Here is a 24,798-nt window from a genome sequence, read left to right as displayed (position 1 = left end):
AGCAAGGACGCTTACTAAATTTCTGAAGTCGAGCCAGGAACCCTCGGCCGTAGCCTACATGGATGTTGCAATCATAGGTAAATACTTATGTGCCATAAACATGTAAATCAAGTAGAAAACTTCGACTCTAGTTATAACTCTGATGTTGATCCAGTAGAGACGTTTGCGAGAGCAATCAGCCCAGACTTGGACTTCTACCAAAAAGTGAGAGCGACTAAGTCTGGTAAAAAACGTCAATTGGTTTACACGGACGTACTTGAAGCAGAAACCGGTAATGCCTTCTTAGTGAAAAAAGGTCAGGTTATTCGTATTGAGCAGCGTCCAAACGCAAAAGGTAACAATGGTCGTACTCAGATTATGGACGTGCTGATGGTAACTCCAGACTTAGAGCAATACAGCTGTCATTTAAGCTCTACAGCTGTTGAAGGGCTTAACCAAAGACTCTATTCCGGTATTTGGTCTCAAAGCCGTCATTTCGAAAAGATGGCGACGCTGGTGGAAGATGAGTTCCCATATGACGAATTACCAGAAGGTTTCTCTCATATTTGGTTAGCAGCGCATTGTTCTCCTGAGTTGATTGGATTGGCACAAGGTAAAGAAAACGTGCGTAACTCTTGTCATGAGAACTTTATTCATGGCTTTGGGCGAATTCCTGCCATTGCTAACATTGAAGATGACACCTTGCGTCAGGAAGTGATTCAATTTTTCTCGGACCGTAATGATTGGAATATCTTTCAAGCCAATCGCTTTACCCAAGATGAGAACAGAATTACGCGAGCTCGAATGTGTCCCACCCCACCTGTGAAAGATGGAACGGCGATTGAGTGGTACGCAGAAAAAGACCTGTATGTTGTGATTTCAAACTGTCCTTATGGAGACCAACACACCTGCTATTCAAAGATTAAGAATAACGATGTGTTTATTGAAGTGTATGACACGGGTATTGCTCCTATACACGGCGAAGCCACTAAGCGGATTCAAGGTTGGGAACAAGCTGCATTGGAGCGTGTCGCCAAGCGCGACCAAACGCTAGCCCATGATTGCCCAGTCGACGAGATTAAACTACCTGTCGAATTAGCCCACTTAGCTTCAAGGTAGTACATACCTCTTCCTCCTTCTTCCCCCGCTTTTTTGCGGGGTTAGGCGGTTGTAACTTGCGCTATTTGCGCGTCATTTCTAAAGACAGAGGTAGTAAATGAAAAAAGTACTGTTAGTTGCACTGGTAACGGGTTTCTCGAGCATGGCTCAGGCAAGCAATGACTATGTTGGTTTTCGTATCGGAGCCGGAGCAACAACAGGGATGAAAGTGGATGGGGTAGGGACATTAAAGGCACAGCCTAAAATAGAGGTTGGTTATGACTTTAATCGGATTTTCTCAGTTAATGGTTCATTAATGAGATTCGATGGTGAGAACAATCACTACTCCTCTGATGCGCTGTATGGTGGCAAAACTGATGGATACGATGCGCGAATTGAAGGCGAAGTCGGCTATGCTTTTAATATCGCGGACGGCTGGGGTTTAAAGCCGTATGCGGCTTTTGGCGGCGCACACGTAAGTGGCTCTATTGAGTCATACAACACGGGGCCATTAGCCGTCATCCACAGCGGAAATCAAGACAACATTGGTGCGTATAGTGGTAATTTTTCAGGAAATTATCTGACGTCTGCCGCAGGGTTAAGGCTAACCACGCCTGTGGGTATTTATGCAGATGCAAGAGTACAAAGTCTTTATATGACCGGAAACCAAGAAGTGCGAACCCCAGTGAAAGAGAACGCCCAATTTGGTTTTACCGTCGGGTTTAAGTTCTAAATGAATTGCCAGAGGAGATCGCCTGATTTCTTCTGGCTTTGTTTTTAGGTTGCCGTAATTAATTGGCGCATTGGCTGAGTTCGCGGATTCTAATAGATGCCAACCTGTTAAGAATGAAGGAAACAAAGCAAGAATAATCGGACATCATTGTTTTCGAGTGAAAGATATACTAGTGCAATATTTTCAATGGTAGATGACCAACTTTTTGGTCAATAGAGAAACACTAATGAGACTATTACTAGCGATTCTTATTCCATGGTTGCAATTTTTCACAATCGGAAAACCTGTTGCGGGAGTGATCTGTTTGATTCTGCAAATAACTTTAATTGGTTGGATACCTGCGGTTATTTGGTCTATGTACGCACTGAATCAATACGAAACAGATATGAAAAAAAACGTTGCCTTAGATGATGAATAGAGAAGGTTTTGAACTTAGCTCTAGAGAATGTTAAACCAACTCCTTGAATCATCTGCCGAATATGGCACTCAAATACATTTTATTGACTCACCTTAGTACAAAAGCGGTGAATGGTGCGACGTTAGTTCGAACTATCAATGCGTTACCATACTGACAAGTTAACTCTCAACAGGTATACACCGAACTAAAACGAATGATCTCGCATGGTTGGATTAGTATGAGTACGACCGAGCACAGCTATCAGCCAACAGAACGACAATATATAGTTGAAAAAGAGGGGAGAGAAGCACTTGCCAATTGGCTCGGGCGAAAACTAGCATTCCCTGCAACACGAGATGAGCTGTGCTCAAAATTGATGGCAAGCGTAAGTATGGATTCTAGTGATATCTTACATTCACATTTGCTCAGTGGTTTGCACCAAACTCAACACGCACTGAACAACGTTCTGCTTTATCTCGAAAATGTTGCTCATGACAGGAAGAAAACTTCTTCCGCTAAGCTTCAATGTAAACAACTGCAAGCACGAATCCAGTGGCTAAACGAATGCATTGATGAAGCGTCAGCGCGAGAGGTCGTGATGGTTCCAGAAGTGCTGTAGAGGGATTCGCCCTGGGAATGTACTTTTTGCTGACTTCTCACTACAAACGGTTCGTTCTAACCGTCTTACCTATCTATAGCTTCCCACTGCTAGCGGTTGAGCATGAAAGTGCGGTTACCGAGTATGTGCAAGAGCGTTGTGATACAACGCGATACTCATCATTTTTGCCGCTACTATCATCAGACTGTCCTATTGGTAAGGGGCTGTATGGAAATGATCAACCTGACGAAAAGCCGGCTTTTTATTGGGTTCAATGTGGGGCCTCTTCTAAACCATTTCATGTTGACGATACTCACCGAAAGGTGGCAATTGCTACGCAAAGCAACCTAGTGCAATCTTTTGATGGAGAGTACTATCGATGCTTGAGTGGTCCTTACTCTCAATATATCGATGCCAAGGTGGTTGGACGTTATATTTCTAGTCTGATTAAAAAAGAGACTTTTCTCCGGCAGCACGTTTTAATCTCTGCGAATCACAGTCAAATGACTTCAGTCCTTAAGAGTTACAACGAATCAAAGGTTGTTCTTGAGAATCAGCAACAGGTTGGCGAACAGGTCTTCTTTATTCCCACCTATCCGGAAAGTCAACGCACTTCTAACTGGGAAGTCAATCAACGTTGGCAGCGTTTTTCCTATGAAGTAGCGAAGCAGACGTGCCTATCGCTAAATGCAAGTTTAGTAACTAAGCCGGATATTGAAGCTCTAAAACGTCATATTGATGTGGCTGCATGGCCCACAGCTTTACCCTTTTGGCTAGATGAGGAACAAGCCGCGTTTCTTAGTGGAAAAAGCGTATCTGCTACTCCAAAATCGAAACTCTATTTAATGTGTAAACGATAACCCGGACTGTCATGATTGCAGTGAGCCGACCTGTGCGTATTTGGCTAAACTAAAAAGCCAGCAGAGTTCACTGCTGGCTTATGACGTAGCATGGTTACTAATGGTTGAGACTACGAATATGCAAGGGACTTAGCTCATTGCTAACTGTGTCGCTTGCTCTTTTTGCGCTTTGTTATAGCGAATCTTCTTCAGCGTAATCGCAACAGCGGCCGTAGTAACAACACCGATAGCCATTGCGAGCAATGCTAGAACAGGTTTGTTGAACGCACCAAGTAGAACGACGATTGGACCACCGTGTGCAACGTTACAAGTTAGACCGAATGTAAAGCCAAGCACACAAGCTACTGCTGAACCAATCATGTTCGCAGGAATTACAGCAAATGGGTCACGTGCAGCGAACGGAATAGCGCCTTCGGAGATACCGACCATACCCATAGCGGTTGCTGCTTTTGCGTTTTCGACTTCTTCGCGTTCGAACAGTTTCATGCGGCTACCGAGGAATGCAGCTAATGCCATACCTAATGGAGCAACTGGAATGGCTGCCGCTTGTGCACCCATAAACTGAGTTTGTCCTTCGGCAATCAGACCAACACTGAATAGGAAGGCGACCTTACCAAATGGACCACCCATATCGAAACCTTGCATCAAACCGATGACCAAACCAATGATGATTACGTTACCGGTTGATAAGTTCGCTAGGACGTTGTTCATGGTTTCCATGATGCCTGCGATTGGGGCTCCGATGATGAAAATGAATACGGCGGCAATAAAGAGCGAACCAGCGATTGGCGCGATCATAATAGGAACGAGTGGTTGAATCATCTTCGAGTAATTGAAGCTGACAATCCATTTCACGAAGTAACCAACCAAGAGACCAGCAATGATGGCACCAATAAAGCCTGTACCAGCATCAGCGTCATAGAATGAACCGTTGTTGGCAATCCAGCCACCAATGAGGCCCGGCGCAAGCCCTGGACGGTCCGCGATAGCGTAAGCAATATAACCCGCTAGAACCGGAATCATTAAGGTGAAGCCGACCACGCCGACATCAAGAATCTTGTTCCACAAGCTGCCTTCAGGAATAGCAAGGCCGCCCGGTGTTGGTTCTCCGCCGATAGCTAGGGAAATGGCAATCAAAATACCGCCGACAACTACAAATGGGATCATATGAGATACGCCATTCATTAGGTACTTATATAGGTCTTTACCTGAGCCACCAGGACTCGTTGTCGCTTGGCTCGCGCTCGACTTACCGTCACCCGCATAGAGAGGGGCGGCAAGAGCTTGTTCAATCAACTTGTCAGCATCTTTGATGGCCTTTTTGACGCCAGTGATAATAACGCGTTTTCCTTTAAAGCGATTAAGATCAACTTGTTTATCGCAAGCCACAACAATGGCATCGGCACGCGCAATTTCTTCTTCGGTAGGGATGTTTTTAACACCGACAGAGCCGTTTGTTTCAACTTTGCACTCGTACCCCATTTCGGCAGCAGCATTTTCGATGCCCTCTGCTGCTAAGTAAGTGTGTGCAACCCCTACCGGACAACCCGTCACACCAATAATAAAGCCTTTGGTAGCTTCGACAGTTGGTTGCGATGCTTTGTCGTCTGCCACTAATAAGGCAAGCGCCTCTTCATTAGATGTCGCGCTTCGTAGGTTTTCTAAAAATGTTGGCTCAACTATCTTTGAAGATAATTTCGCAAGGACTTCGACATGGAAGTTGCTCGCTTTTTCAGGCGAAGCAATCATAAAGAAGATATTAGAAGGTTGTCCGTCTTCCGCGCCGTATTCGATGCCTTGTTTGCTGATACCAACGGCAATCGCTGGCGAAACAACTGAGGCGCTCTTGGCATGTGGTAGTGCAATGCCATCTTCAAAGCCAGTGTTGCCGGTTTCTTCGCGTGCCCAGACATCTTTCACAAATTGTTGTTTGTCAGATACTTTGCCAGCATTGACTAGCACATCTGCTAATTCATTGAATACCGCGTCCTTGTCGGTTGCCGCCAAATCAAGCTTGATTAGCTGCGCGTTTAGGATCTCTTTCATCATAATGTAGATCTCTTCTTGGTAGGGATTTTTAATTTATGTATTTACAAATTTAAAATAATCTTAGTAATGGTTTTGTAGATAGAGATTGATCTAAATCATTATATTGTGTGTGGGTATGCTGATTTGTGGTGAACTGTGAGGTGGATAACGAATATTGGAAACCAAAGCGCTTTCAAAATCACAAAAATATTTGTTAAGTCAAGTGGTGAATTTTGACTGGGCTTTAACCAAAGGTGTGGGGTAGTTGAGGACAGAGCACAGGCGGTTTTAATAGGATGAAACCGCCAATAAGGTGCTGATAAATCAGCGTATTGATACAGTGGTCAGTTCGTTTGAAGCCAAGGTTTCAATTGTGTATTGCGCAAGTACTGAATGCAGGAGATACACATTATGTTGGATAGAAAGGCACAAGTGTCCGGGTTCGACTCTTAGCAGGAATGCTTCTTTATCATTCAGCATCTTGCCGGAGATGGTTTTTGCATCATGACTTATGTTATGCCCTGCAACTTGCTCCACGTAGGTAAGAACAGAGTGCTCACAATGAGCTTCTGTAAAATCAGGAAATAAACTCTTAGGCATCCAAGTTTCTTCAAGAATAGCGGGTTCACCATTGATAATACGCATTCGTTTGAAGTGATGAAGACTGGCGCCAACGTCTAAACGAAACTTATCTGCAAGTGATTGATCTGCAAGGACTGAACTAAATTCTAGCACGATGTTTTTTAGGTCCGTATCTTTGTTTATTCGCTCAGAAATACTGGTTAAATTATTGTCTTGATAGAATTCTGGCGGATTAACAAAAATCCCAGAGCCTTGTCTGGAGTGCACAAAAGACTCTTGTTTTAACTTCTCAATCGCTTTTCTTAATGTCGGGCGACTGACGCCAAATTTATCTGATAGTGCGTGCTCACCTTCGAGCTGAGACCAAGCTGGAGAAAGGCCGTTGATAATGTCAGCCTTGATTGCTTGATAAACTTCTACGTATTTCATTACTTCATTTACAACTATACAAATTGCTGACCAAAGCCTCTTAACCCTATACCTGTCAACACATATCTGGCAAGAGGTATCGAGAGACTATCCGTTAATACTTAAGATGTTACCAGAAAAGCCCATTCCAAAACAAAGTGGTTAGTAACATTTTTTGATGCATGATCTCGATCATCATTTTGGCAAAATCAATAATATTTGTATTTACATATTTTTGGTGTGGATTTATGGTTATCTCATAAAGATACGAGGAGCCCTACCATGTCATCCAAAATCGAAAATAATCCAAGCCAAGTAGACGTAAACAAGAAAATTCCATGTGAGAAGCCCGCAATAATGCAGCTTGAAATTATGGAAGCGTATACGCGAGCCCATCAAAGCGAAGAAAATCTTTATAAACGAGAAGTGGCTTGCTTGTCTGAACTCTATCCTGTGTTGTTCCGCCAAATCGAATCGGAAGATATCGTCGTGGGTCGTCTAGACGCTCTGCCTATTGGTTTTGGTAGTGTGACTTCTGTAGGGGGCGTGGGTCACTACTGTAATTTTGACAAACTTGAAGCCTTTAAAACGGAACTCTCTTCTGAAGACCATAGTCGAGTAGACGTATTGTTGGATTACTGGAAAGAGAGAGATACGCGCTCCATTTACTTCCGACAAACGTTAACCGACACCACACTTGGTAAGTTTGTTGACGTAAACTACCCTGCTATTGCTACAGCGCGCCTTAGCGGCATGTACCTTGATTACAATAAGCTGATTGATAATGGTATCGGCGGTATGCGCCGCCTAATTGGTGACAAGCTCGATTCTGCTCGCGCTTGTGACGATAAAAAAGCTATTACGCTGCATGAATCCTTCTTGGGTTGCTTTGATATTGTTGAACAGGTCATTGATCACCATATCAAACTGTGTGCAAAACAGCTTGAAGTCACCACTGACCTAACGCGCAAACATCAAATGAATGATTTGATAGATGCGCTCAATACCATTCGCAACGATAAACCACAAACATTCTTACAAGGTATCCAACTCTCATGGTTGTATAGCTTATGTTCTGGGGTGGTTAACTTTGGTCGTATGGATGATTATTTAGGTGATTTACTAGTAGCTGACTTGGAGGCTGGGCGCATTACCGAACGTCAGGCCATCAATTATATTCGATCACACTATCGCCTTATTGAAGCTCGTAAAACCACGGTTAATGGTCGCGTCGTTGTCGGAGGTCTTGGGCGACGCAATCCTGAAACCGCGGATGTTTATTGCAAGCTTGCGATTCAGGCCGTGCGTGAGAACAAAGATACTGAGCCACAGTTTACACTTCGAATTTACAAAGGGATGAATCAGGGTGTTTACCAAGATGCCCTAGAAGCGATTGGCGAAGGTCTGACCTATCCGATTCTTTATAATGATGATGTGAACGTACCTGCCGTAATGAACTCGATGCAGATTTCCGAACAAGATGCACAACACTATGTTCCATTCGGCTGTGGTGAATTTGTGCTATCTGGTAAAAGTGTTGGAACTCCGAACACGTGTATCAACATCCTAAAAATTCTAAACATTTCGCTTACAGGCGGCACGGACTTCTGGGACGGTCAAAACAAAAGTGGCGGCACCACATTGCTACAACCTGAGCAAGTCACAAGCTTTGATGATGTGGTCAAGAACTACAAAGACCTGCTGGATTTCTATATTGAACTGACCTCGAAAGCTCAAGCATTCTCTTATCAAGTGATGAATCAGGAAGTGGGTTTCTTGTTTACCAGTATTTTGACGGATGACTGTATTGGTCGTAGTAAAGCTCTACTGGATGGTGGCGTGTATAAGTTGGGTGGTACTAACGAAACGTACGGCAACACCAACGCTTACGATTCTTTAGCGGCAATCAAAAAAGTCATCTTTGAGGACAAAAAATACAGTTATAGCGAGCTTATTCAGGCACTACGCGTCAATTTTGATGGTTATGACCGTATGAAATACGATCTGATCAACGCACCTAAGTTTGGTAATGATGATGCGTATGTCGATGATATCGCAGTGGAAATGCACGAGTACATATGCAACGGCATTAAAGATTCCGCAGCAAAAGTGGGTATGGATAGCTACTTGGTAGTCATCATCAATAACCAAGTGAACACTGAGTGGGGACGTGCAACCAGCGCGTCGGCTGATGGCCGCCATACTGGTGTTTATATGAGTAATGCCAACAATCCGCAAAGTGGTGCTGATAAAAACGGACCAACGGCGATGCTAAACTCGCTGGCAAAATTGAAAGCCGAGATACATGCGGGTTCGGTGCAAAACATGAAGTTCAGTAAGAACATGTACCAAAACAAACGCATGATCGTTGAAGCTTTACTGGATGGCTACTTTGAACAGGGCGGGCCACAAATTATGGTCAGCGTAGTTGGCAAAGGTGAGCTTGAAGATGCTTATCACAATCCCGAAAAATACCCGAATCTTGTGGTTCGTGTGGGTGGATTTAGTGCCAAATTCGTCAACCTAGATAAAGACGTACAGCTAGAAATTCTAAATCGCACGCTTAACGACTAAACACCTCCGATTGGGCGAACACGGTAGTTTAGGTTCGCCCTTTTTTCTTGCGACAGTTATGAGGCAAAACATGCTCATCAAAGACTCTACTTCTCAAACATCCTTCGCTCAATCATCAACTACAGGTGTGGTATTCGACATCCAGAAATTCAGTGTCAATGACGGCCCAGGTGTTAGAACGGCAGTGTTTATGAAAGGTTGTCAAATGAAATGTGTGTGGTGCCACAATCCTGAATCACTGAGCGCTCAGAAACAGCTCGCGTTCAATGCGGATAAATGTGTTGGTTGTCGTCGCTGCGAGCAAGTATGTCCTAACAATGTACATAGTTTTGATGCTGAAGGTAACCACAATGTTGATTTTGAAGCTTGCCAAACCTGTGGTCAATGCGTTGATGCTTGTATGCAAGATGCACTCAAGATCTATGGGAAGGAGATGACGGTAGAACAGGTTTTTGCTGAGGTCATTAAAGACAAGGTGTATTTCGACAAGTCAGGCGGCGGTATTACACTATCCGGTGGGGAAGCGCTTAAGCAATTCGAATTTTGTTTAGCGTTGGCGAAAATGTGCAAAGCTAATGATGTGCATGTGTGTGTTGAAACCAATGGTGCTTCCAAAACGGAACATTATCGAATGATAGCGCCGTATGTCGATCTGTTCTTATTTGACTACAAGGCCACCGGAGATGAGCTTCATAAAACGCTAACGGGCATGACCCGCCGCTTGGTAGATACCAACCTTCAGCTGCTTAACGAAATCAACGCATCAGTGATTCTACGTTGCCCTATGATCCCCGGTTACAACCTTTCTGATGACCACTTTGCGGCAATAGCACAGCATGCGAAGTCTATGACAAATATCCAAAAGGTCGAGGTGCTTCCTTATCATAATTTTGGCAAAGGAAAAGCGACCGAAATTGGCAAAACGTATGATGTCGATGCGGAAATGCCTGACGACAACGAAGTAAACTCTTGGATTGAATCGATAAAACGCTATGGTGAGATTAACGTTACGCTGAGTTAGTTGTGAATTTTCGTTATCTAGACGTTGAGGAGGACTAGGATTAAAAGAGTAGATATACCGCCAAATTGATACTTTTATTACTTGCTATGACTAACCAGCAAAGAAATAACCTCGCAATTCTTATGTACCTGCTCATCTCTCTAGGTGGGATAGTAGTGGATATTGTGGTGCCATCTCTTCCTTCCATCAAAACCGAGTTTTCGGCTACTGAAACGGTAACTCAATGGTCATTTACGTCAGCAATGTTGGGGTTTGGCCTTGGGCAGTTAGTTGCTGGTTTTATTGTCGATGCATACGGCCGCAAGACACCAATGCTTATCGGAGTCTTCTTGCTGGTTGCTGCCTTGCTCCTGTCCATCATTTCTCCCAATATCTACAGCTTAATTGTACTTCGACTGGTTGAAGGACTAGCCGTGTCTTTAGTTTGTGTTGGAGGCAGGGCAGTAATCAAAGATATGTATCATGGAGCGGAGTATCTGAAAGCGGTTAACTGGATTACGATTTCGTTTGCGATGGGAATTACCTTATCTCCGTTTGTAGGCGGTCATTTAGAATCTATGTTTGGTTGGCAATCTGTCTTTATCGCTCTGGCAATCTGGGTCGCATTAGGAGGCGTTTTTCTTTGCTTGTTTTTTCGTGAAACACTGCAAATTGTGCAGCCATTACGAGGGGAGCAAATTAAAAGCAATTTTACCGAGATCGTTTTAAATCGAAACTTTCAACGCACAGCCATCATTTGTGGTGTTTTCTACAGTATTTTGCCAGCGTTCAATACCGTCGGCCCTTTTATCATCCAGTCTCGTTTGGGTTATAGTCCGGTGTTTTATGGCAATATTGCGTTAGCGTTGGGTGCATGTTGGTTGCTAGGTAATTTGGCGAATCGTTTTTTATTTAGTGTATCCGCTGAACGGAAAACCAACGTTGCAATCACCGCGTCGCTAGCCGCGTTAGTGATTGGTATGTCATTTCAGTATATTTATGGGTTGAATTTGTTGGCGTTCTTGTTGCCAGTTGCTGTGATTATAGTTTCTCTGGGAATGCTATTTCCGTTATATCTGGGAAAGGCGTTGTTACCTTTCCCGCATATTGCCGGAGTCGCTAATGCCATTGTTTTTTCGGGCAGTTGGTTGTGTACGGCGTTGGTCTCGTTTGTTGCTTCGACTTTGCCTGTCGGTTCTGCATTTCCGCTTCTTGGACTGTACTTTGTACTTCTTGTGATGATCGTAGCTATTAAGAACTCACGCAACGTATAACTTAATAAACACAAAACGCCCTAATAGTTTAGGGCGTTTTGATAGAGGAATGCGAGAAGCCGTTACGCGGTTTGAGCGTTTTTCTCACCTTCGGAAACGAGAGGGCTGTCTTCTTTCAGCGGGAACATGTCCTGAGTGACGAGGACGATGCCTTCGTCAGTAACAGTAAAGCGCTGCTTATCCAGTTCCACGTCAAAGCCGATTTCCATACTGTTTGGAATGTGACAGTTTTCGCCGACAATCACTTTCTTCAGCTTGCAGTTTTGTCCTACCGAAGCACTTGGCAGCAAAATGCTGTCAGTGATTTCGGTAAAATCATCGATGCGAACATCAGAAGAGACCAAAGTATGTGTAACCTGTGCACCCGAGATAATTGCTCCGGCGCAAACCACTGAGTCTACGGCATATCCACGACGATTTGGGTCATTAAACAGAAACTTAGCTCCAGGACGCTGAACTTGGTTGGTCATAATAGGCCAGCTCTTGTCATAGATATCTAGTTCTGGTGTCGGAGCGAGTAAGTCCATCGTGGCAGCATAATATTCATCTACATGACCGACATCTCGCCAATAGCCATTGGCGCCCGGATGACCACGTTCTGTAAACACATAGCCTTTGAGATTGCTGCGACCGATAAGACTAGGGATGATGTTGTGTCCGAAATCGTGCTTATAGTCAGGACAGGTAAGAGCCTGACGCAATTCAGCATCTAGAACGTCTACGTTAAAAATGTAGATGCCCATTGAAATGAGAGCTTTAGAGTCATCGTTGGGCATAGGCGTTGGGTTTGTTGGTTTCTCTACAAAGTTGATGATATCGCCTTCATCGTTTAATCCCATTACGCCAAATTCAGATGCTTGCTCAATGGGCTTTTGAATACAAGCTACGGTGACATCAGCGCCGCTTTCCACATGGAAGTTGATCATTCGGGAGTAGTCCATCTTGTAGATATGGTCTCCACCAAGAATCAAGATGCGCTCAGTTTGATCGTGTCGTTTTATCAGGTCGAGGTTTTGGTAGATAGCGTCCGCGGTGCCTCGATACCAGTTTTCGCCAACACGTTGTTGCGCAGGAATGATATGGACACCTTCACCTAAGGCAGAATAGGACGATTGCCAACCTGATTGTATATGGCTAATTAGGTCCTGAGCCATGTACTGAGTGAGTACACCAACTTTGCGAATACCAGAGTTAATACAGTTTGATAAGGCAAAGTCGATGATTTTGAATTTGCCGCCAAATGAGACCGCTGGTTTAGCAATAGTTGAGGTGAGTTCTTTAAGCCGTGTTCCCTTACCTCCCGCTAGGATCATCGCGGTGGTATTACGAAGACGAGCGTTACTAGAAATGTGGGAATATTGATTTTCCTTCGGCATTGTATAACTCCTTATATTACAAGCACAAAAGACGTTTCGGGGGAGTGTGGCTGTCGTCGTCCTTCTTTGGGACGGTTATTTGTCGACTCTCACGCTCGATGACGTCGTTAATAATCCTTTCCATAAGAGCAGAATTCTCTTATGCAATCCATACCATAATGGGTAAAGATTTATCAAAAATTATGAAATAGGTGATTTGTCACATATGCCTCGCAACAATGTAATTGCGAAACACGCTACTACAGACTATTACAAAGACATTGGTTAGTTTTTAATACAATAAGAAACTATGCACACTATCTGTGTATTGTTACGCCCAAGTGACAACACCAACTTTCAGGGAATTTTTGATATGGTTTTTCCTCAATTAGGTCGAGCTTATCTGATGAAATCATCAGTATTTATCGTTACCTTGCTCCTTCTATCACTCTCATATGCGACCAATGCGCATGTTGAGACGCCGAATAATAAAGCAACCCTTTGGTTTGAACAGTCTGATTTGCCGTTGAATGAGAAATTGCATGTAAAAGTCTTAGACAATGGTATGCGGGTTGTCGTGATTCAGAACGTAAAACCGAAAAAAGCGATTTCGATTCGAATGCGAGTTGGTGCGGGATCGCTACAAGAAACTGGCAAACAACCGGGTCTTGCGCACTTTTTAGAACATATGGCGTTTAACGGTTCTACTCATGTGCCTGAAGGCGACATGATTCAGATTCTAGAGCGACACGGATTGTCTTTTGGTAAGGACAGTAACGCAGAGACGAACTTCAAGCAGACGGTTTACATGTTAGATCTGCCAAAAAACGATAAAGAGACGCTATCGACGGCCTTGTTTTTGATGAGAGAAACGGCATCAGAATTAACACTAGATAAGGACGCTATTGCTCGTGAGTTACCCGTTATTTCTTCAGAAGTTCGCGAACGAACAACTTTAGATTTAAGAATACTTAAAGATTGGTCTAGCTATGTACTCCAAGGGGCGAATATTATCGACCGTATTCCACTTGGCACGTTAGAAGGAATGAAGGAAGTTAATCAATCGAGATTAAAAGCGTTCTACCACAGCTATTACACGCCTAATCATACAACCTTAGTTATTGCAGGAGATGTTGACGTCCAATCTGTGTTCTCCATGGTAGAGAAACAATTTGCAAGCTGGGATAACAAAGGTCATGACATTGTTCCTTATGGCAAGCAAGTGATGTTTCCAACCACAGCCGAAGCAAGAGTGTTTAAAGATAGTAATGTGACGACACATGTTGAATTTAACTACTTAGAGCCTATAAATCGAGCGCCTGATTCTCGTGCCAAGCGAGTTGAAGAGTTCATGCTTCATGTAGCTAATCAGGCGCTTCAATACCGTCTAGAAACAACCGCTTTCGCAAGTCAAGGCGAACTGTTATCTCCCTATGTTGGCTCTTACAATCAGTTTGATGTTGTTACGAGTAATCAACTGAGTGTCGCGACAAAGTCGGGCCAATGGCAGGCTGGGGTTAATATGCTGGAATCATCCCTAAGGCAGGCGGTTAAGTACGGGTTTTCTAAACAAGAAATTCAGCGCCAATTAGATAAATATCACACATTATTAAAGCTGGATGCTGAAGCTACTAAAGATACGCTGAGTTCGAGCTACGCAGCAGGTATCGTTAATGATATCAACAATAAAGCGGTATCAACGAGTAATGAGTTTGCATTGTCATTATTCGAAAGTGATGTGTTACCGAAAGAGACTTCTGCGTATAACCAAATATTCAACAAGCATTGGAGCGATAAGCATCCAAGAATTTATGTGATGGATAAACCCCAGTCCAAGGTTACGGCCCAGACGGTACTTGAGGCATACAAAGACAGTGAATCGACACAAGTTCAGCCATATGCAGAAGCAGAAAAAGTACAGTTTGCGTATCAGAACTTTGGGCAACCAGGGAAAGCCAAGCTAATCGAGAAAACCGCCTTTGGAGATGTGACACGATATCGATTCGACAATGGCGTTTATCTCAATATTAAACCAACTGAGTTTGAATCCAATGCGGTCTATATCAGTGTCCGAGTGGGCAAAGGCAAGCTTGATCTTGCAAAGAAAGATGCCGCATTAGCTACCTTGTTTGACTCTGCCTTCATCGCTGGTGGCTTGGAAGCTCATGATATTAACGATTTACGGTCAATTTTCTCAGGGCGACAAATTGGTGCCAGTTACTACCTGACTGATGATGCTATCGAAGGTCACTACCGAGTTCCACCACAAGATACTCTAGACCAACTAAAAGTGGCAGCGGCATTTTTGACACATCCTGGATACAGACCAAGCGGTCATGCTCTTGCTGTACAGAGCCTCAAGTCAGTTTATGACAGTTACCCGACAACTCCAGAGGGCGTATTAGGTTTTAATGTTGGCAAGGTGTTGTATCAAGATGACCCTCGCTGGGAATACCCGAAAGTGGAGGTAATCGACAAACTACCGTTAACCGCATTGAAGCGGTTTGTCGATCGCTCTGTTAATCAAGGTCCAATCGAAGTGTCTTTGCTGGGTAACATCACCCAACAACAGGCGGTGGATTATGTCGCTCAGACGTTTGGAGCGTTAAATATCCAGGCACAAGACTTTGTTCCTAGACCAAGAGATGATATCCAGCTTAACGTTGGTGAGCATTACACGTTGTATCACCAAGGAGAACAGAACACGGCACTAGCGTCGGGCTACTTCTCTTTGCCTGATGGACGCGATTATAAGCAAGTGGTTGGATTCGCGGTACTGCGTTCTATTTTGCAGCTGCGCGTCAACGATGCTATTCGAGAAAAGACGGGTAAGGCGTATTCACCATGGGTAGATTCGTCACAGTCACTACTGTACAAGGACTACGGTTATCTTAGTTTGAACAGCAATACCACAGTTGATAATGTCGATATCGTGTTTGATATCTATCGTAAGTTGATCAGAGACATCCAGGAAACGGGTGTATCGAATGATGAGCTTAAGCGTGCAGTGACGCCTATGATTGATGGTATTGAACAGAGCTACGAGAATAATGGTTTTTGGTTTGGTCTGATGTACAAAGCTTCAAGTTATCCCGAGAACCTTGCTAATGAGCAGACGTTTAAACAGTTAGTATCGGCGGTGACTGCGGCTGATGTTCAACAGTTAGCGAAACAAATCGTTCTGAAAGATATGATCACAGTTGCGGTACTGCCCAAAGAGAAAGAAGAATAAAAAAAACTAATATTAGTGTTGACAGGTTTATCTCGGAAGCATATATTGATTACACGAACTGCCGAATGGAGTTCCTGAGTTGTCTACTTCGCCTAATTAGGGAAGTAAAGGCAACTGTAATCAAAGGACGTTGACGTTGCAATAGTCGATATCAACAAGCTCCTTTAACCTGTTAACACTTGGAACATATGTCTTAAGGCGCCAATGAGGTGCAACAGAGTATGTCTCCGGTCTTGGTGAATCAAACATCAAGAACTATTGCTTATTTATGAGGATAGTATTATGCGTAATGTAGATTTTTCTCCCCTATACCGTCATGCCATTGGTTTTGATCGCCTATTCAACCTAGCGGAAAATAGCGCGAAAAAGCCATCTTCTAATGGATACCCTCCATACAATATCGAACAGAAAGACGAAAATAACTATCGTATAACGATGGCTGTTGCAGGCTTTTCTGAAGATGCACTAACTCTTACTCAGAACGAAAATATGCTTATCGTTTCTGGTGAAGTTAAGTCTGTAGAAACCAAACCAAACTACGTTTATCAAGGCATCGCAGAGCGTAACTTTGAACGTAAGTTCCAACTTGCTGACTACGTAACCGTTAAGGCCGCAAGCATGGAAAATGGTTTATTGCACGTTGATCTTGTTCGTGAAGTTCCAGAAGCAATGCAGCCACGTAAAATCTCAATCAACAAATAATCATTGAGAAGTGAAATGTGATAAGGCGATTTTAGAATTCGATTTGAAATTGGATCTCACTAGCCTTATCTAAAAAGTATTGCTGCCTACACATGCAGTGTAGCGACATCTAGAGTGCAAGAGTGAAATACTTGCACTCAAATAAAGAATAGAATTACATACTTTGCATTAGAAAAAATAATGCGAAGAGGAGAGGTATTATTATGAGTAAAATTATTGGTATTGATTTAGGTACAACAAATTCATGTGTTGCAGTGCTCGATGGCGACAAACCACGCGTAATCGAAAATGCTGAAGGTGAGCGCACAACTGCATCGGTTATCGCTTATACAGACGGCGAAACGCTAGTAGGTCAACCTGCAAAACGTCAAGCAGTTACAAACCCAGAGAACACGCTATTTGCTATTAAGCGTCTAATCGGTCGTCGTTTTGAAGACGAAGAAGTTCAGCGTGATATCGAAATCATGCCTTACAAAATCGTTAAGGCGGACAACGGTGATGCGTGGGTAGAAGCAAAAGGCCAACAAATGGCGGCTCCTCAAGTATCTGCTGAAGTACTTAAGAAAATGAAGAAAACTGCGGAAGATTTCCTTGGTGAGGAAGTAACTGGCGCTGTTATCACAGTTCCTGCTTACTTTAACGATGCACAGCGTCAAGCAACTAAAGATGCTGGTCGTATCGCAGGTCTAGAAGTTAAACGTATCATCAATGAACCAACAGCAGCAGCACTTGCTTACGGTCTAGACAAGAAAGGTGGTGACCGCACCGTCGCTGTGTATGACCTTGGTGGTGGTACATTCGATATCTCTATCATTGAGATTGATGAAGTCGAAGGCGAGCAAACCTTTGAAGTTCTTGCAACTAATGGTGACACACACCTTGGTGGTGAAGACTTTGACAACCGTCTAATCAACTATTTGGTTGATGAGTTTAAGAAAGAGCAAGGTATTGATCTTAAAAACGATCCACTAGCAATGCAGCGTGTTAAAGAAGCAGCAGAAAAAGCGAAGATCGAGCTCTCTTCTACTTCTCAAACTGATGTGAATCTACCGTATGTAACAGCTGACGCAACGGGTCCTAAGCACATGAACGTAAAAGTGACTCGTGCGAAACTAGAATCTCTAGTTGAAGATCTCGTGATGCGTTCAATTGAGCCGTTGAAAACCGCACTTGCGGATGCCGAGTTAACTGTTGGTGATATCAACGATATCATTCTTGTTGGTGGCCAAACGCGTATGCCTATGGTTCAAGCGAAAGTGGCTGAGTTCTTCGGTAAAGAAGCTCGCCGTGACGTGAACCCAGATGAAGCAGTAGCAATGGGTGCTGCAGTTCAAGGTGGTGTACTAGCTGGTGATGTTAAAGACGTACTTCTACTAGATGTGACTCCTTTGTCTCTAGGTATCGAGACTATGGGCGGCGTCATGACGAAGCTTGTTGAGAAAAACACGACGATTCCAACTAAAGCGAATCAAGTATTCTCAACCGCAGAAGATAACCAAAGTGCGGTGACTATTCACGTTGTTCAAGGTGAGCGTAAGCAAGCGATGTACAACAAGTCTCTAGGTCAATTCAACCTAGAGGGTATTCAGCCTGCGCCACGTGGATTGCCACAGATTGAAGTGACGTTCGATATTGATGCCAATGGTATCTTGAATGTTTCTGCGAAAGATAAATCGACTGGCAAAGAGCAGAAGATCACTATCCAAGCTTCAGGTGGCCTGAGCGATGCAGACATTGAGAAAATGGTTCAAGAAGCAGAAGCTAACAAAGAAGCGGACAAGAAGTTCGAAGAGCTAGCAACGGCACGTAACCAAGCTGACCAAGTGATTCATAGTACTCGTAAGCAAGTAGAAGAAGCTGGTGAAGCGCTACCTGCAGAAGAGAAAGAGAAGATCGAAGCAGCGATCACTGAGCTTGAAGAAGCTCGCAAGGGTGAAGACAAAGAAGCGATCGACGCGAAAGTACAAGCGCTAATGGCTGCAGCTCAAAAGCTAATGGAAATCGCTCAACAGAAAGCTCAAGCGGCAAATGGTGAGGCTCAAGCTAAATCAAATGTTGATGACGATGTGGTTGAAGCTGACTTCGAAGAAGTGAAGTAACGCCACCGACAGATAATTGTTTTCGAGCAATTAAAAGTTGAGTTATGTTCATAAATACATAAACTTATCGGTATTCAGGGCGTAAGAGGGAACTCATACGCCCTTTTTTCCGTTTGAGTGAGAAATTGAGTGAGGTTTTAGCATGTCAAAACGAGATTATTACAGCGTGCTAGGTGTCTCCAAGGGAGCCTCAGAGAAAGATATTAAAAAAGCCTACAAGAAGTTGGCGATGAAATATCACCCCGATAAAAATCCCGGAGATGCGACGGCAGAAGCGAATTTCAAAGAAGTAAAAGAAGCTTATGAAATTCTAACGGACAAAGAAAAACGTAGTCAGTACGACCAATTTGGTCATGCGGCATTCGAAGGTGGTGGCTTTGGTGGACATGGCGGTCACGGTGGTCATGGCGGCGGTGGGTTCGAAGACATCTTCGGTGACGCATTCCGTCAACGAGGTGGCGGTTTTGGCGGAGGTAGCTTCGGTGGCGGCGGCTTTGGTGGCTTTGAGGATATCTTCTCACAAGCTCGAGGTGGTCGTGGGCGTCCGCGCGCTCAAAAAGGGCAAGACCAAGAATATACTCTGACGGTCGACTTTATTGATGCGGTTCAAGGGGCTGAAAAAACGGTCGAATTGCCAATCAATGGTGAACAGAAAAAGATCAATGTAAAGATCCCTGCCGGTATCAAAGATGGCGAAAAGATTCGCTACTCAGGTAAAGGTGGATTTGGTGTCAATGGTGGGCCTGCGGGTGATTTACTACTCGTTATTGCAACCAGGTCACATGCGTTTTTAGATCGCGATGGTAATGACCTTATCTGCAATACCAAGGTTGATATGGTCACTGCAGCTCTGGGGGGGGAAGTAGAAGTGAATGTGCTAGACAGTCGCTTTAAGCTTAAAATCCCTGCGGGTACGCAAACTGGGCGCAAGTTCAAGATGACTGGCAAAGGCATAACAAATCGTAAAGGTGAAACGGGCGATCTATTGGTGAAGATTCAAGTTGAAACACCAACCAATCTGACCGATGCACAGCGTGAGTTGTTAGAACAATTCAGAGCAACGCTTTAGTCTTTTAAAGTAAAATGAACTAAGCCCGCCTTAAAGCCAACGCATTACAATGTAACGTATTAGAATTCAGCCACTTTATGTGGCTGAATTTTTATGCATCAAATAAGTGATTATTTCAATTCTTGAGCATCGTTGCCGATGAACTATTCTTATTCTTACCCGTAAACAAATCATTGTCTAAGGGAGGTGAGTATGAGCATGGTTTTAAAAGCATTGGTCTTAGGGCTACTATTTGGCTTACTAGCGAAAGAGACATTGGCAGCCTCTTGTCCTACGATACTCAATTCAACTCAAAGAGCCTTAAACTCGACGAATGATGTCAATCTGTGTGAGCAGTTTCAGGGCAAAGTACTATTGGTGGTTAATACCGCGAGTCAATGTGGCTTTACCGGACAGTTTGAGCAATTAGAACAGCTACATAATCAATTTAAGGACCAGGGCTTTAGTGTTGTTGGTTTCCCATCGAACGACTTCAACCAAGATCGTGGCAGCGAAGAGAATACCGCGAAAGTCTGCTTTGTCGATTTTGGCGTCACATTTCCAATGATGGCGCGCAGTTCAGTGAAAGGACAGCAAGCCAACCCGGTGTTTTCCGAAATAGCTAAGCAGAGCGGGGTTTCCCCAAAGTGGAATTTCTATAAATATCTTATCGACAAAAATGGTGCGGTGGTTGGTGTATTCTCTTCAGGTATTTCTCCTACTGACACTAAAATCACCCAAATGATAGAAAAACAGTTGTAGGCGGTTCGACATAGAAGAGACCCAAGAGCCTGAGATGATTATCCAAGCTCTAGGCCTATCGTGAGCGGTATCAACCAATAAAGAAGATGTAGCTTTGAATGATAATTAGGTTGGTTAAGTCGATAAAGAAAGCGCCTACAATAGGTACGACCATGAAAGCCATTGGTGATGGCCCAAAACGGCTTACTGTTGAGCCCATATTCATCACGGCAGTCGGTGTAGCTCCCATCCCAAAACCGCAATGTCCACTGGCGATAACTGCAGCATCATAGTTCTTTCCCATCACTCGAAACGTCACGAAATACGCAAATAATGCCATTACGATAGTTTGAACCGTGAGAATTATCAGGAACGGTACCGCGAGATTGTATATCTCCCAAAGCTGTAAACTCATCAGGGCCATCGACAAGAAGAAGTTGAGAGAAGTCGTTCCTAATATATGAACCGTTTCCATATTGATACGTTTAATCCCTGTTGCCTCAAATAGATTGGTGATGATGACCCCAATAAAGAGTGCGTAGACAAAGTCAGGGATCATAAGCCACCGAATGCCAAGCGACTTAATCATTGGTCCGAGGGTTTTAGCACCTACGACGCAAATCATAAGCAGACCAATCACTTCAACGATACTTTTAGAGGTGACTTTGTCTTGCTGAGCCTCGTCGTATGTCATAAGTTCTGGGTGTGAGGCGTGAATATCATGCTTTACGCCAAACTCTGAACTTAGCTTGTTCTTGGTTGCTAGTCGGTTCCCAACTGGGCCACCGATGATGCCACCAATGATAAGACCAAATGTGGCGGAAGCCATAGCAAGCTCAAGTGTATTCTGAATGCCATATTGCTCGGTAAATGTGCCCGCCCATGCTGCGCCAGTACCATGCCCACCAGAAAGCGTGATTGAACCAGCGATTAATCCCATAAGTGGATTCAAGCCAAGCGCTGATGCTAGCGCTACACCTACACCATTTTGAATAATGATGTAGACCGTTGCGACAAACAGAAACAAAAAGACTTTAAAACCACCTTTAGCAAGCTGTTTGTAACTAGCTGTCAAACCCACTGTGCTGAAAAACAGCATCATAAAGGTATCTTTTAACGGCAGTGAAAATTCAATCGCAATATCATTTAAGTGCGGAATCGTGATTAAGACAGCAGCAATAAGACCGCCTATGATTGGCTCTGGGATATTGTATTTGTCGAGAAAGGCGACTCTTTTCTTAAGAAAGTTACCGACGAACAGGACAACAATCGCGATCAAAAACGACTGTAATGGATCAATGGTAATAGTGTTGTGCATAGTTAACTTCGATTGTCTATACCATCCTTGAGGCTGAGAGTGTAACGACTGCTTTCGTCCTGTAGCGTCGTCTTATAATGTGATTGGGCAAACTATGACGCTAAAAAAGTCGAATCTAATTGTATTCGACTTGGCAACCTTACGAGTAAGCAACGTCTCAAAAGGCAGGTGTTTACTACCAATACTATTGTTGGAAGGGAAGCATAACAGGCGTGATTAGTGCCGAAATAATGAGCTAGTTACCAATCGATAAACAATATATTTAGATAGAACATTTAATGGCTTATATGCGAAATAATATGGGATTTATAAAAGTTTTATTGGCTGATGCTGAGGCGTGTTACGCCTCAGGCCAGAGAATTGAAGTTAGATTTTTGAAGAGTGTTAGCTATTACTGGCAGTGAAATCATGGCTAGTAAGCTGTTGAAATGGTCGCAGTCCGAATAGTGGCATGATGGCATAGATATGATCGAAAAGATCAGATTGAATGCCTTCATAGAGTCCCCAATCGGTGGTGTTGGTGAAACCGTAGATCTGTAGCGGTATCCCTTCTGGTGTTGGTTGAAGTTGTCTGACCATAATCAACATATACTGATGAATGTCTTTGTTCGCGTGCAAGTAGGCATTCAAATAAGCTCGAAACAGTCCGATGTTGGTGAACTTGCGTTGATTCGCTTCTAGGTCATCTTGCTCCAAGCTCTGATTGTAGTCGTCCATCTCTTTAGACTTCTCAAAAATATACTGTCTCAATAAACGAAGTTTGGTGAGTTCTTCAACTTCTTCTTTGGAAACAAACCGAATCGATGTTACATCTAAATTGACTGAACGAGTAATTCTACGCCCTCCAGAGTCAGACATTCCTTGCCAGTTAATGAAAGCATTTTGTACTAATGCATAGGCAGGTAGCATGCTGACAGTATTATCGAAGTTGCGAACCTTAATGGTAGTGAGCGAGATCTCTTCTACAGTACCGTTCGCGCCATAAGAGTCCATTTGTATCCAGTCATTGAGGCTCACCATTCTGTTAGCTGAAAGCTGAATACCGGCTACAAACCCCAATATAGTGTCTTTGAAGACCAGCATGACAAAACCAGTCGCCACCCCAAGCCCTGAGAACAAGATTACGGGCGCTTCATTGGCCAATATTGAAATAGTAACAATGACGCCAATAAAGAAGGTAAACAGCTTAATCAGTTGGACAAAACTCTTTATAGGCATGCGACGCGTGATGCCTTTGTAAGTTGCCAGATCGTTCACCGCATCTAAGAAGCAATACACCATCCAGAGAATCACAAGCAAAATCAAAATGGCTAAGATTCGATCAATCACTGTCGATAGAATGTCATAGTGACTGATGGCAATGGGTATGAATATGTTTAGTACTAACAGTGGTGTAAGAATAGAGAGTTTTTCGAATACACGATTATTAGTGACGCATTCCGCCAGAGGCTTATTGGTTTTGAGCAGAATATGATTAAAGAAACGTACAAACACATGATGGGCAACCATAAAACATATCAGCGCAATGGCTAAGCTTATAACGATTAACACGAGTGTCATCGTTCCGCCATCGAGCTCGCCTGTCGACATATAGATGTTTAATTTATCTGCAACGAAGTCGCGAAAGTGGTGTTCAATCAAACTAAAGTCCTTGGTTTTAATATTGTTAGACCGTTTTTGGAGCAATTCTATGTAAAAAGCGTAGACGAAGAAACAAGTGTACGCTTTTGTTTCCAATACAGTTTAAAGAAACTTATGAATATCTGATAAGAAATTTATTACCTTTCTCTTGTTTGCTGACAAGATGGCGCTCATATTGAAAATACAATGAATTAAATCAGAACAATAATGTGCAGGAGTTCCAATGAAAGGTGTTATCTCTATTCAATCGCATGTGGTTTACGGTCACGCAGGCAACAGCTCTGCGGTTTTCCCACTTCAGAGGATGGGTTTTGAAGTGTGGCCAATTCACACCGTGCAGTTTTCAAACCACACTCAGTATCAACAAGGTTGGGCAGGGAAAGCATTTTCGGCAGAAGACATTTCAGAGCTTATCGCTGGTATCGACAATATTGGTCAGCTAAAGGACTGCAATGCGGTGTTGTCTGGTTACCAAGGTAGTGCAGAGCAGTGTCTTGCAGTTAAGGATGCCGTCACTAAAGTGAAGCAGCGAAACCCGGATGCTATTTATGTCTGTGACCCAGTGATGGGTGACCCGGAGAAAGGTTGTATTGTCCCTCAAGGAACCACCGAGTATTTAGTTAATGACGTTATGCCAATGGCAGACGTTATCGTTCCTAATCAGTTTGAACTCAGCCAGTTCACCCAGATGGATATTGAATCATTAGAAGATGCCGTAGCGGCGTGCCAGAAAGCACTGACATTGGGACCTAAGATGGTACTGGTGAAGCACCTACATAGTATTTCTAACGATAAATTTACCATGATGTTGGCAACGCAAGAAGGCTGCTTTATTGCTCAACGTCCACATCTGACATTTACAAAACAACCGGTTGGTGTTGGTGATTTGATCTCGGCGTTATTCACAGCTGGATTATTAAAGGGCTGGACGGCCGAGCAAGCTTTTGCTCACGCGAATAATGCCAGCTATGCCATTTTAAAAGAGACGCAAAACCGTCAAGAATGGGAACTACAAACTATTGCAGCTCAGGAAGAGATCGTGGCGCCTGAAGAGCAGTTTACGATTGTTCAGGTTAAATAACGACTGACGTGATATTTATACAATGAAAAAACGGGAAACCTTTAGGTTTC

General features: G+C 43.6%; 19 protein-coding genes. 14 read left to right on the top strand and 5 right to left on the bottom strand.

Translation table 11 applies throughout. The features are described from left to right. Window positions 1-87: 87 nt before the first annotated feature. The 5 genes from VME0621_RS16340 (at window position 88) to VME0621_RS16320 (ending at window position 3,665) form a co-directional block, all read left to right on the top strand. The gene (locus VME0621_RS16340; RefSeq protein WP_062458624.1) at window positions 88-1,098 is read left to right on the top strand and encodes a DUF1989 domain-containing protein; all 1,011 of its coding nucleotides are present in this window, start codon (window positions 88-90) and stop codon (window positions 1,096-1,098) included. A 97-nt stretch (window positions 1,099-1,195) separates the two neighbouring features. Then, window positions 1,196-1,810 carry an outer membrane beta-barrel protein gene (locus tag VME0621_RS16335; RefSeq protein ID WP_062458621.1) on the top strand — a complete coding sequence of 205 codons (615 nt, stop codon included), beginning with the start codon at window positions 1,196-1,198 and terminating at the stop codon, window positions 1,808-1,810. A 226-nt stretch (window positions 1,811-2,036) separates the two neighbouring features. Beyond that, on the top strand, window positions 2,037-2,228 hold the full coding sequence (locus VME0621_RS16330) for a YqaE/Pmp3 family membrane protein (RefSeq protein WP_062458618.1): 192 nt from the start codon (window positions 2,037-2,039) through the stop codon (window positions 2,226-2,228). A gap of 217 nt (window positions 2,229-2,445) precedes the next feature. Next, on the top strand, window positions 2,446-2,826 hold the full coding sequence (locus VME0621_RS16325) for a hypothetical protein (RefSeq protein ID WP_062458616.1): 381 nt from the start codon (window positions 2,446-2,448) through the stop codon (window positions 2,824-2,826). Window positions 2,827-2,843: 17 nt separating this feature from the next. Continuing rightward, window positions 2,844-3,665, top strand: a complete 822-nt coding sequence (locus tag VME0621_RS16320; protein WP_062458614.1) for a hypothetical protein — start codon at window positions 2,844-2,846, stop codon at window positions 3,663-3,665. A gap of 129 nt (window positions 3,666-3,794) precedes the next feature. Here the strand turns inward: VME0621_RS16320 and VME0621_RS16315 are convergent, their stop codons facing one another. Continuing rightward, window positions 3,795-5,714, bottom strand: coding sequence for a PTS fructose transporter subunit IIABC (locus VME0621_RS16315; RefSeq protein ID WP_006069343.1), 1,920 nt, complete (start codon window positions 5,712-5,714; stop codon window positions 3,795-3,797). Between the two features lie 303 nt (window positions 5,715-6,017). Next, on the bottom strand, window positions 6,018-6,704 hold the full coding sequence (locus VME0621_RS16310) for a GntR family transcriptional regulator (RefSeq protein ID WP_062458612.1): 687 nt from the start codon (window positions 6,702-6,704) through the stop codon (window positions 6,018-6,020). Window positions 6,705-6,965: 261 nt separating this feature from the next. Between VME0621_RS16310 and VME0621_RS16305 the strand changes: the two genes are divergently transcribed. The 3 genes from VME0621_RS16305 to VME0621_RS16295 all read left to right on the top strand — a co-directional run bounded on the left by VME0621_RS16305 (window position 6,966) and on the right by VME0621_RS16295 (window position 11,531). Next, window positions 6,966-9,257, top strand: a complete 2,292-nt coding sequence (locus tag VME0621_RS16305) for a pyruvate formate lyase family protein (protein WP_062458610.1) — start codon at window positions 6,966-6,968, stop codon at window positions 9,255-9,257. A gap of 70 nt (window positions 9,258-9,327) precedes the next feature. Then, complete coding sequence (locus VME0621_RS16300) at window positions 9,328-10,278, top strand: glycyl-radical enzyme activating protein (protein ID WP_062458607.1); 951 nt, start codon at window positions 9,328-9,330, stop codon at window positions 10,276-10,278. A 122-nt stretch (window positions 10,279-10,400) separates the two neighbouring features. Continuing rightward, window positions 10,401-11,531, top strand: coding sequence for an MFS transporter (locus tag VME0621_RS16295; RefSeq protein WP_062458604.1), 1,131 nt, complete (start codon window positions 10,401-10,403; stop codon window positions 11,529-11,531). A gap of 62 nt (window positions 11,532-11,593) precedes the next feature. Here VME0621_RS16295 and glgC read toward each other — a convergent pair whose 3' ends face one another. Next, on the bottom strand, window positions 11,594-12,907 hold the full coding sequence (gene glgC, locus VME0621_RS16290; protein WP_062458600.1) for a glucose-1-phosphate adenylyltransferase: 1,314 nt from the start codon (window positions 12,905-12,907) through the stop codon (window positions 11,594-11,596). A gap of 352 nt (window positions 12,908-13,259) precedes the next feature. Between glgC and VME0621_RS16285 the strand changes: the two genes are divergently transcribed. From VME0621_RS16285 to VME0621_RS16265, 5 genes are all read left to right on the top strand, one after another. Then, complete coding sequence (locus VME0621_RS16285; RefSeq protein WP_062458597.1) at window positions 13,260-16,118, top strand: M16 family metallopeptidase; 2,859 nt, start codon at window positions 13,260-13,262, stop codon at window positions 16,116-16,118. A gap of 282 nt (window positions 16,119-16,400) precedes the next feature. After that, complete coding sequence (locus VME0621_RS16280) at window positions 16,401-16,820, top strand: Hsp20 family protein (RefSeq protein WP_031493751.1); 420 nt, start codon at window positions 16,401-16,403, stop codon at window positions 16,818-16,820. A 203-nt stretch (window positions 16,821-17,023) separates the two neighbouring features. Continuing rightward, window positions 17,024-18,919, top strand: a complete 1,896-nt coding sequence (gene dnaK / locus VME0621_RS16275) for a molecular chaperone DnaK (protein WP_006069335.1) — start codon at window positions 17,024-17,026, stop codon at window positions 18,917-18,919. Window positions 18,920-19,061: 142 nt separating this feature from the next. Further along, entirely contained in the window at window positions 19,062-19,988 is a 927-nt protein-coding gene (locus VME0621_RS16270) for a DnaJ C-terminal domain-containing protein (protein ID WP_062458595.1), read from the top strand. A gap of 198 nt (window positions 19,989-20,186) precedes the next feature. Continuing rightward, complete coding sequence (locus VME0621_RS16265) at window positions 20,187-20,729, top strand: glutathione peroxidase (RefSeq protein WP_231892963.1); 543 nt, start codon at window positions 20,187-20,189, stop codon at window positions 20,727-20,729. A gap of 70 nt (window positions 20,730-20,799) precedes the next feature. Here VME0621_RS16265 and gltS read toward each other — a convergent pair whose 3' ends face one another. After that, the gene (gene gltS, locus VME0621_RS16260; protein WP_062458591.1) at window positions 20,800-22,026 is read right to left on the bottom strand and encodes a sodium/glutamate symporter; all 1,227 of its coding nucleotides are present in this window, start codon (window positions 22,024-22,026) and stop codon (window positions 20,800-20,802) included. Window positions 22,027-22,410: 384 nt separating this feature from the next. Further along, window positions 22,411-23,667 (bottom strand): mechanosensitive ion channel family protein, encoded by a 1,257-nt coding sequence (locus VME0621_RS16255; RefSeq protein WP_062458588.1) that lies wholly within the window; start codon window positions 23,665-23,667, stop codon window positions 22,411-22,413. Window positions 23,668-23,890: 223 nt separating this feature from the next. Here VME0621_RS16255 and pdxY point away from each other — a divergent pair, with 223 nt between their 5' ends. Beyond that, a complete protein-coding gene (pdxY, locus tag VME0621_RS16250; RefSeq protein ID WP_062458584.1) occupies window positions 23,891-24,748 on the top strand; it encodes a pyridoxal kinase PdxY in 858 nt (285 codons plus the stop codon). Window positions 24,749-24,798: the final 50 nt, after the last annotated feature.

The sequence above is a fragment of the Vibrio mediterranei genome (assembly GCF_900088415.1).
Classification (GTDB): Bacteria; Pseudomonadota; Gammaproteobacteria; order Enterobacterales; family Vibrionaceae; genus Vibrio; species Vibrio mediterranei.
Note: the sequence above shows the minus strand (reverse complement) of the source record. Positions and strands in the feature narration are given on the sequence as shown.

Bases quoted from the DNA above. Each gene is read 5' to 3' on its own strand.
- VME0621_RS16320 (WP_062458614.1), top strand. From the start codon at position 2,844: ATGTACTTTTTGCTGACTTCTCACTACAAACGGTTCGTTCTAACCGTC.
- gltS (WP_062458591.1), bottom strand. From the start codon at position 22,026: ATGCACAACACTATTACCATTGATCCATTACAGTCGTTTTTGATCGCG.
- pdxY (WP_062458584.1), top strand. From the start codon at position 23,891: ATGAAAGGTGTTATCTCTATTCAATCGCATGTGGTTTACGGTCACGCA.
- VME0621_RS16305 (WP_062458610.1), top strand. From the start codon at position 6,966: ATGTCATCCAAAATCGAAAATAATCCAAGCCAAGTAGACGTAAACAAG.
- VME0621_RS16330 (WP_062458618.1), top strand. From the start codon at position 2,037: ATGAGACTATTACTAGCGATTCTTATTCCATGGTTGCAATTTTTCACA.
- VME0621_RS16295 (WP_062458604.1), top strand. From the start codon at position 10,401: ATGTACCTGCTCATCTCTCTAGGTGGGATAGTAGTGGATATTGTGGTG.
- VME0621_RS16300 (WP_062458607.1), top strand. From the start codon at position 9,328: ATGCTCATCAAAGACTCTACTTCTCAAACATCCTTCGCTCAATCATCA.
- VME0621_RS16325 (WP_062458616.1), top strand. From the start codon at position 2,446: ATGAGTACGACCGAGCACAGCTATCAGCCAACAGAACGACAATATATA.
- VME0621_RS16285 (WP_062458597.1), top strand. From the start codon at position 13,260: ATGGTTTTTCCTCAATTAGGTCGAGCTTATCTGATGAAATCATCAGTA.
- VME0621_RS16265 (WP_231892963.1), top strand. From the start codon at position 20,187: ATGGTTTTAAAAGCATTGGTCTTAGGGCTACTATTTGGCTTACTAGCG.
- VME0621_RS16280 (WP_031493751.1), top strand. From the start codon at position 16,401: ATGCGTAATGTAGATTTTTCTCCCCTATACCGTCATGCCATTGGTTTT.
- VME0621_RS16315 (WP_006069343.1), bottom strand. From the start codon at position 5,714: ATGATGAAAGAGATCCTAAACGCGCAGCTAATCAAGCTTGATTTGGCG.
- VME0621_RS16270 (WP_062458595.1), top strand. From the start codon at position 19,062: ATGTCAAAACGAGATTATTACAGCGTGCTAGGTGTCTCCAAGGGAGCC.
- dnaK (WP_006069335.1), top strand. From the start codon at position 17,024: ATGAGTAAAATTATTGGTATTGATTTAGGTACAACAAATTCATGTGTT.
- VME0621_RS16310 (WP_062458612.1), bottom strand. From the start codon at position 6,704: ATGAAATACGTAGAAGTTTATCAAGCAATCAAGGCTGACATTATCAAC.
- glgC (WP_062458600.1), bottom strand. From the start codon at position 12,907: ATGCCGAAGGAAAATCAATATTCCCACATTTCTAGTAACGCTCGTCTT.
- VME0621_RS16340 (WP_062458624.1), top strand. From the start codon at position 88: ATGTGCCATAAACATGTAAATCAAGTAGAAAACTTCGACTCTAGTTAT.
- VME0621_RS16335 (WP_062458621.1), top strand. From the start codon at position 1,196: ATGAAAAAAGTACTGTTAGTTGCACTGGTAACGGGTTTCTCGAGCATG.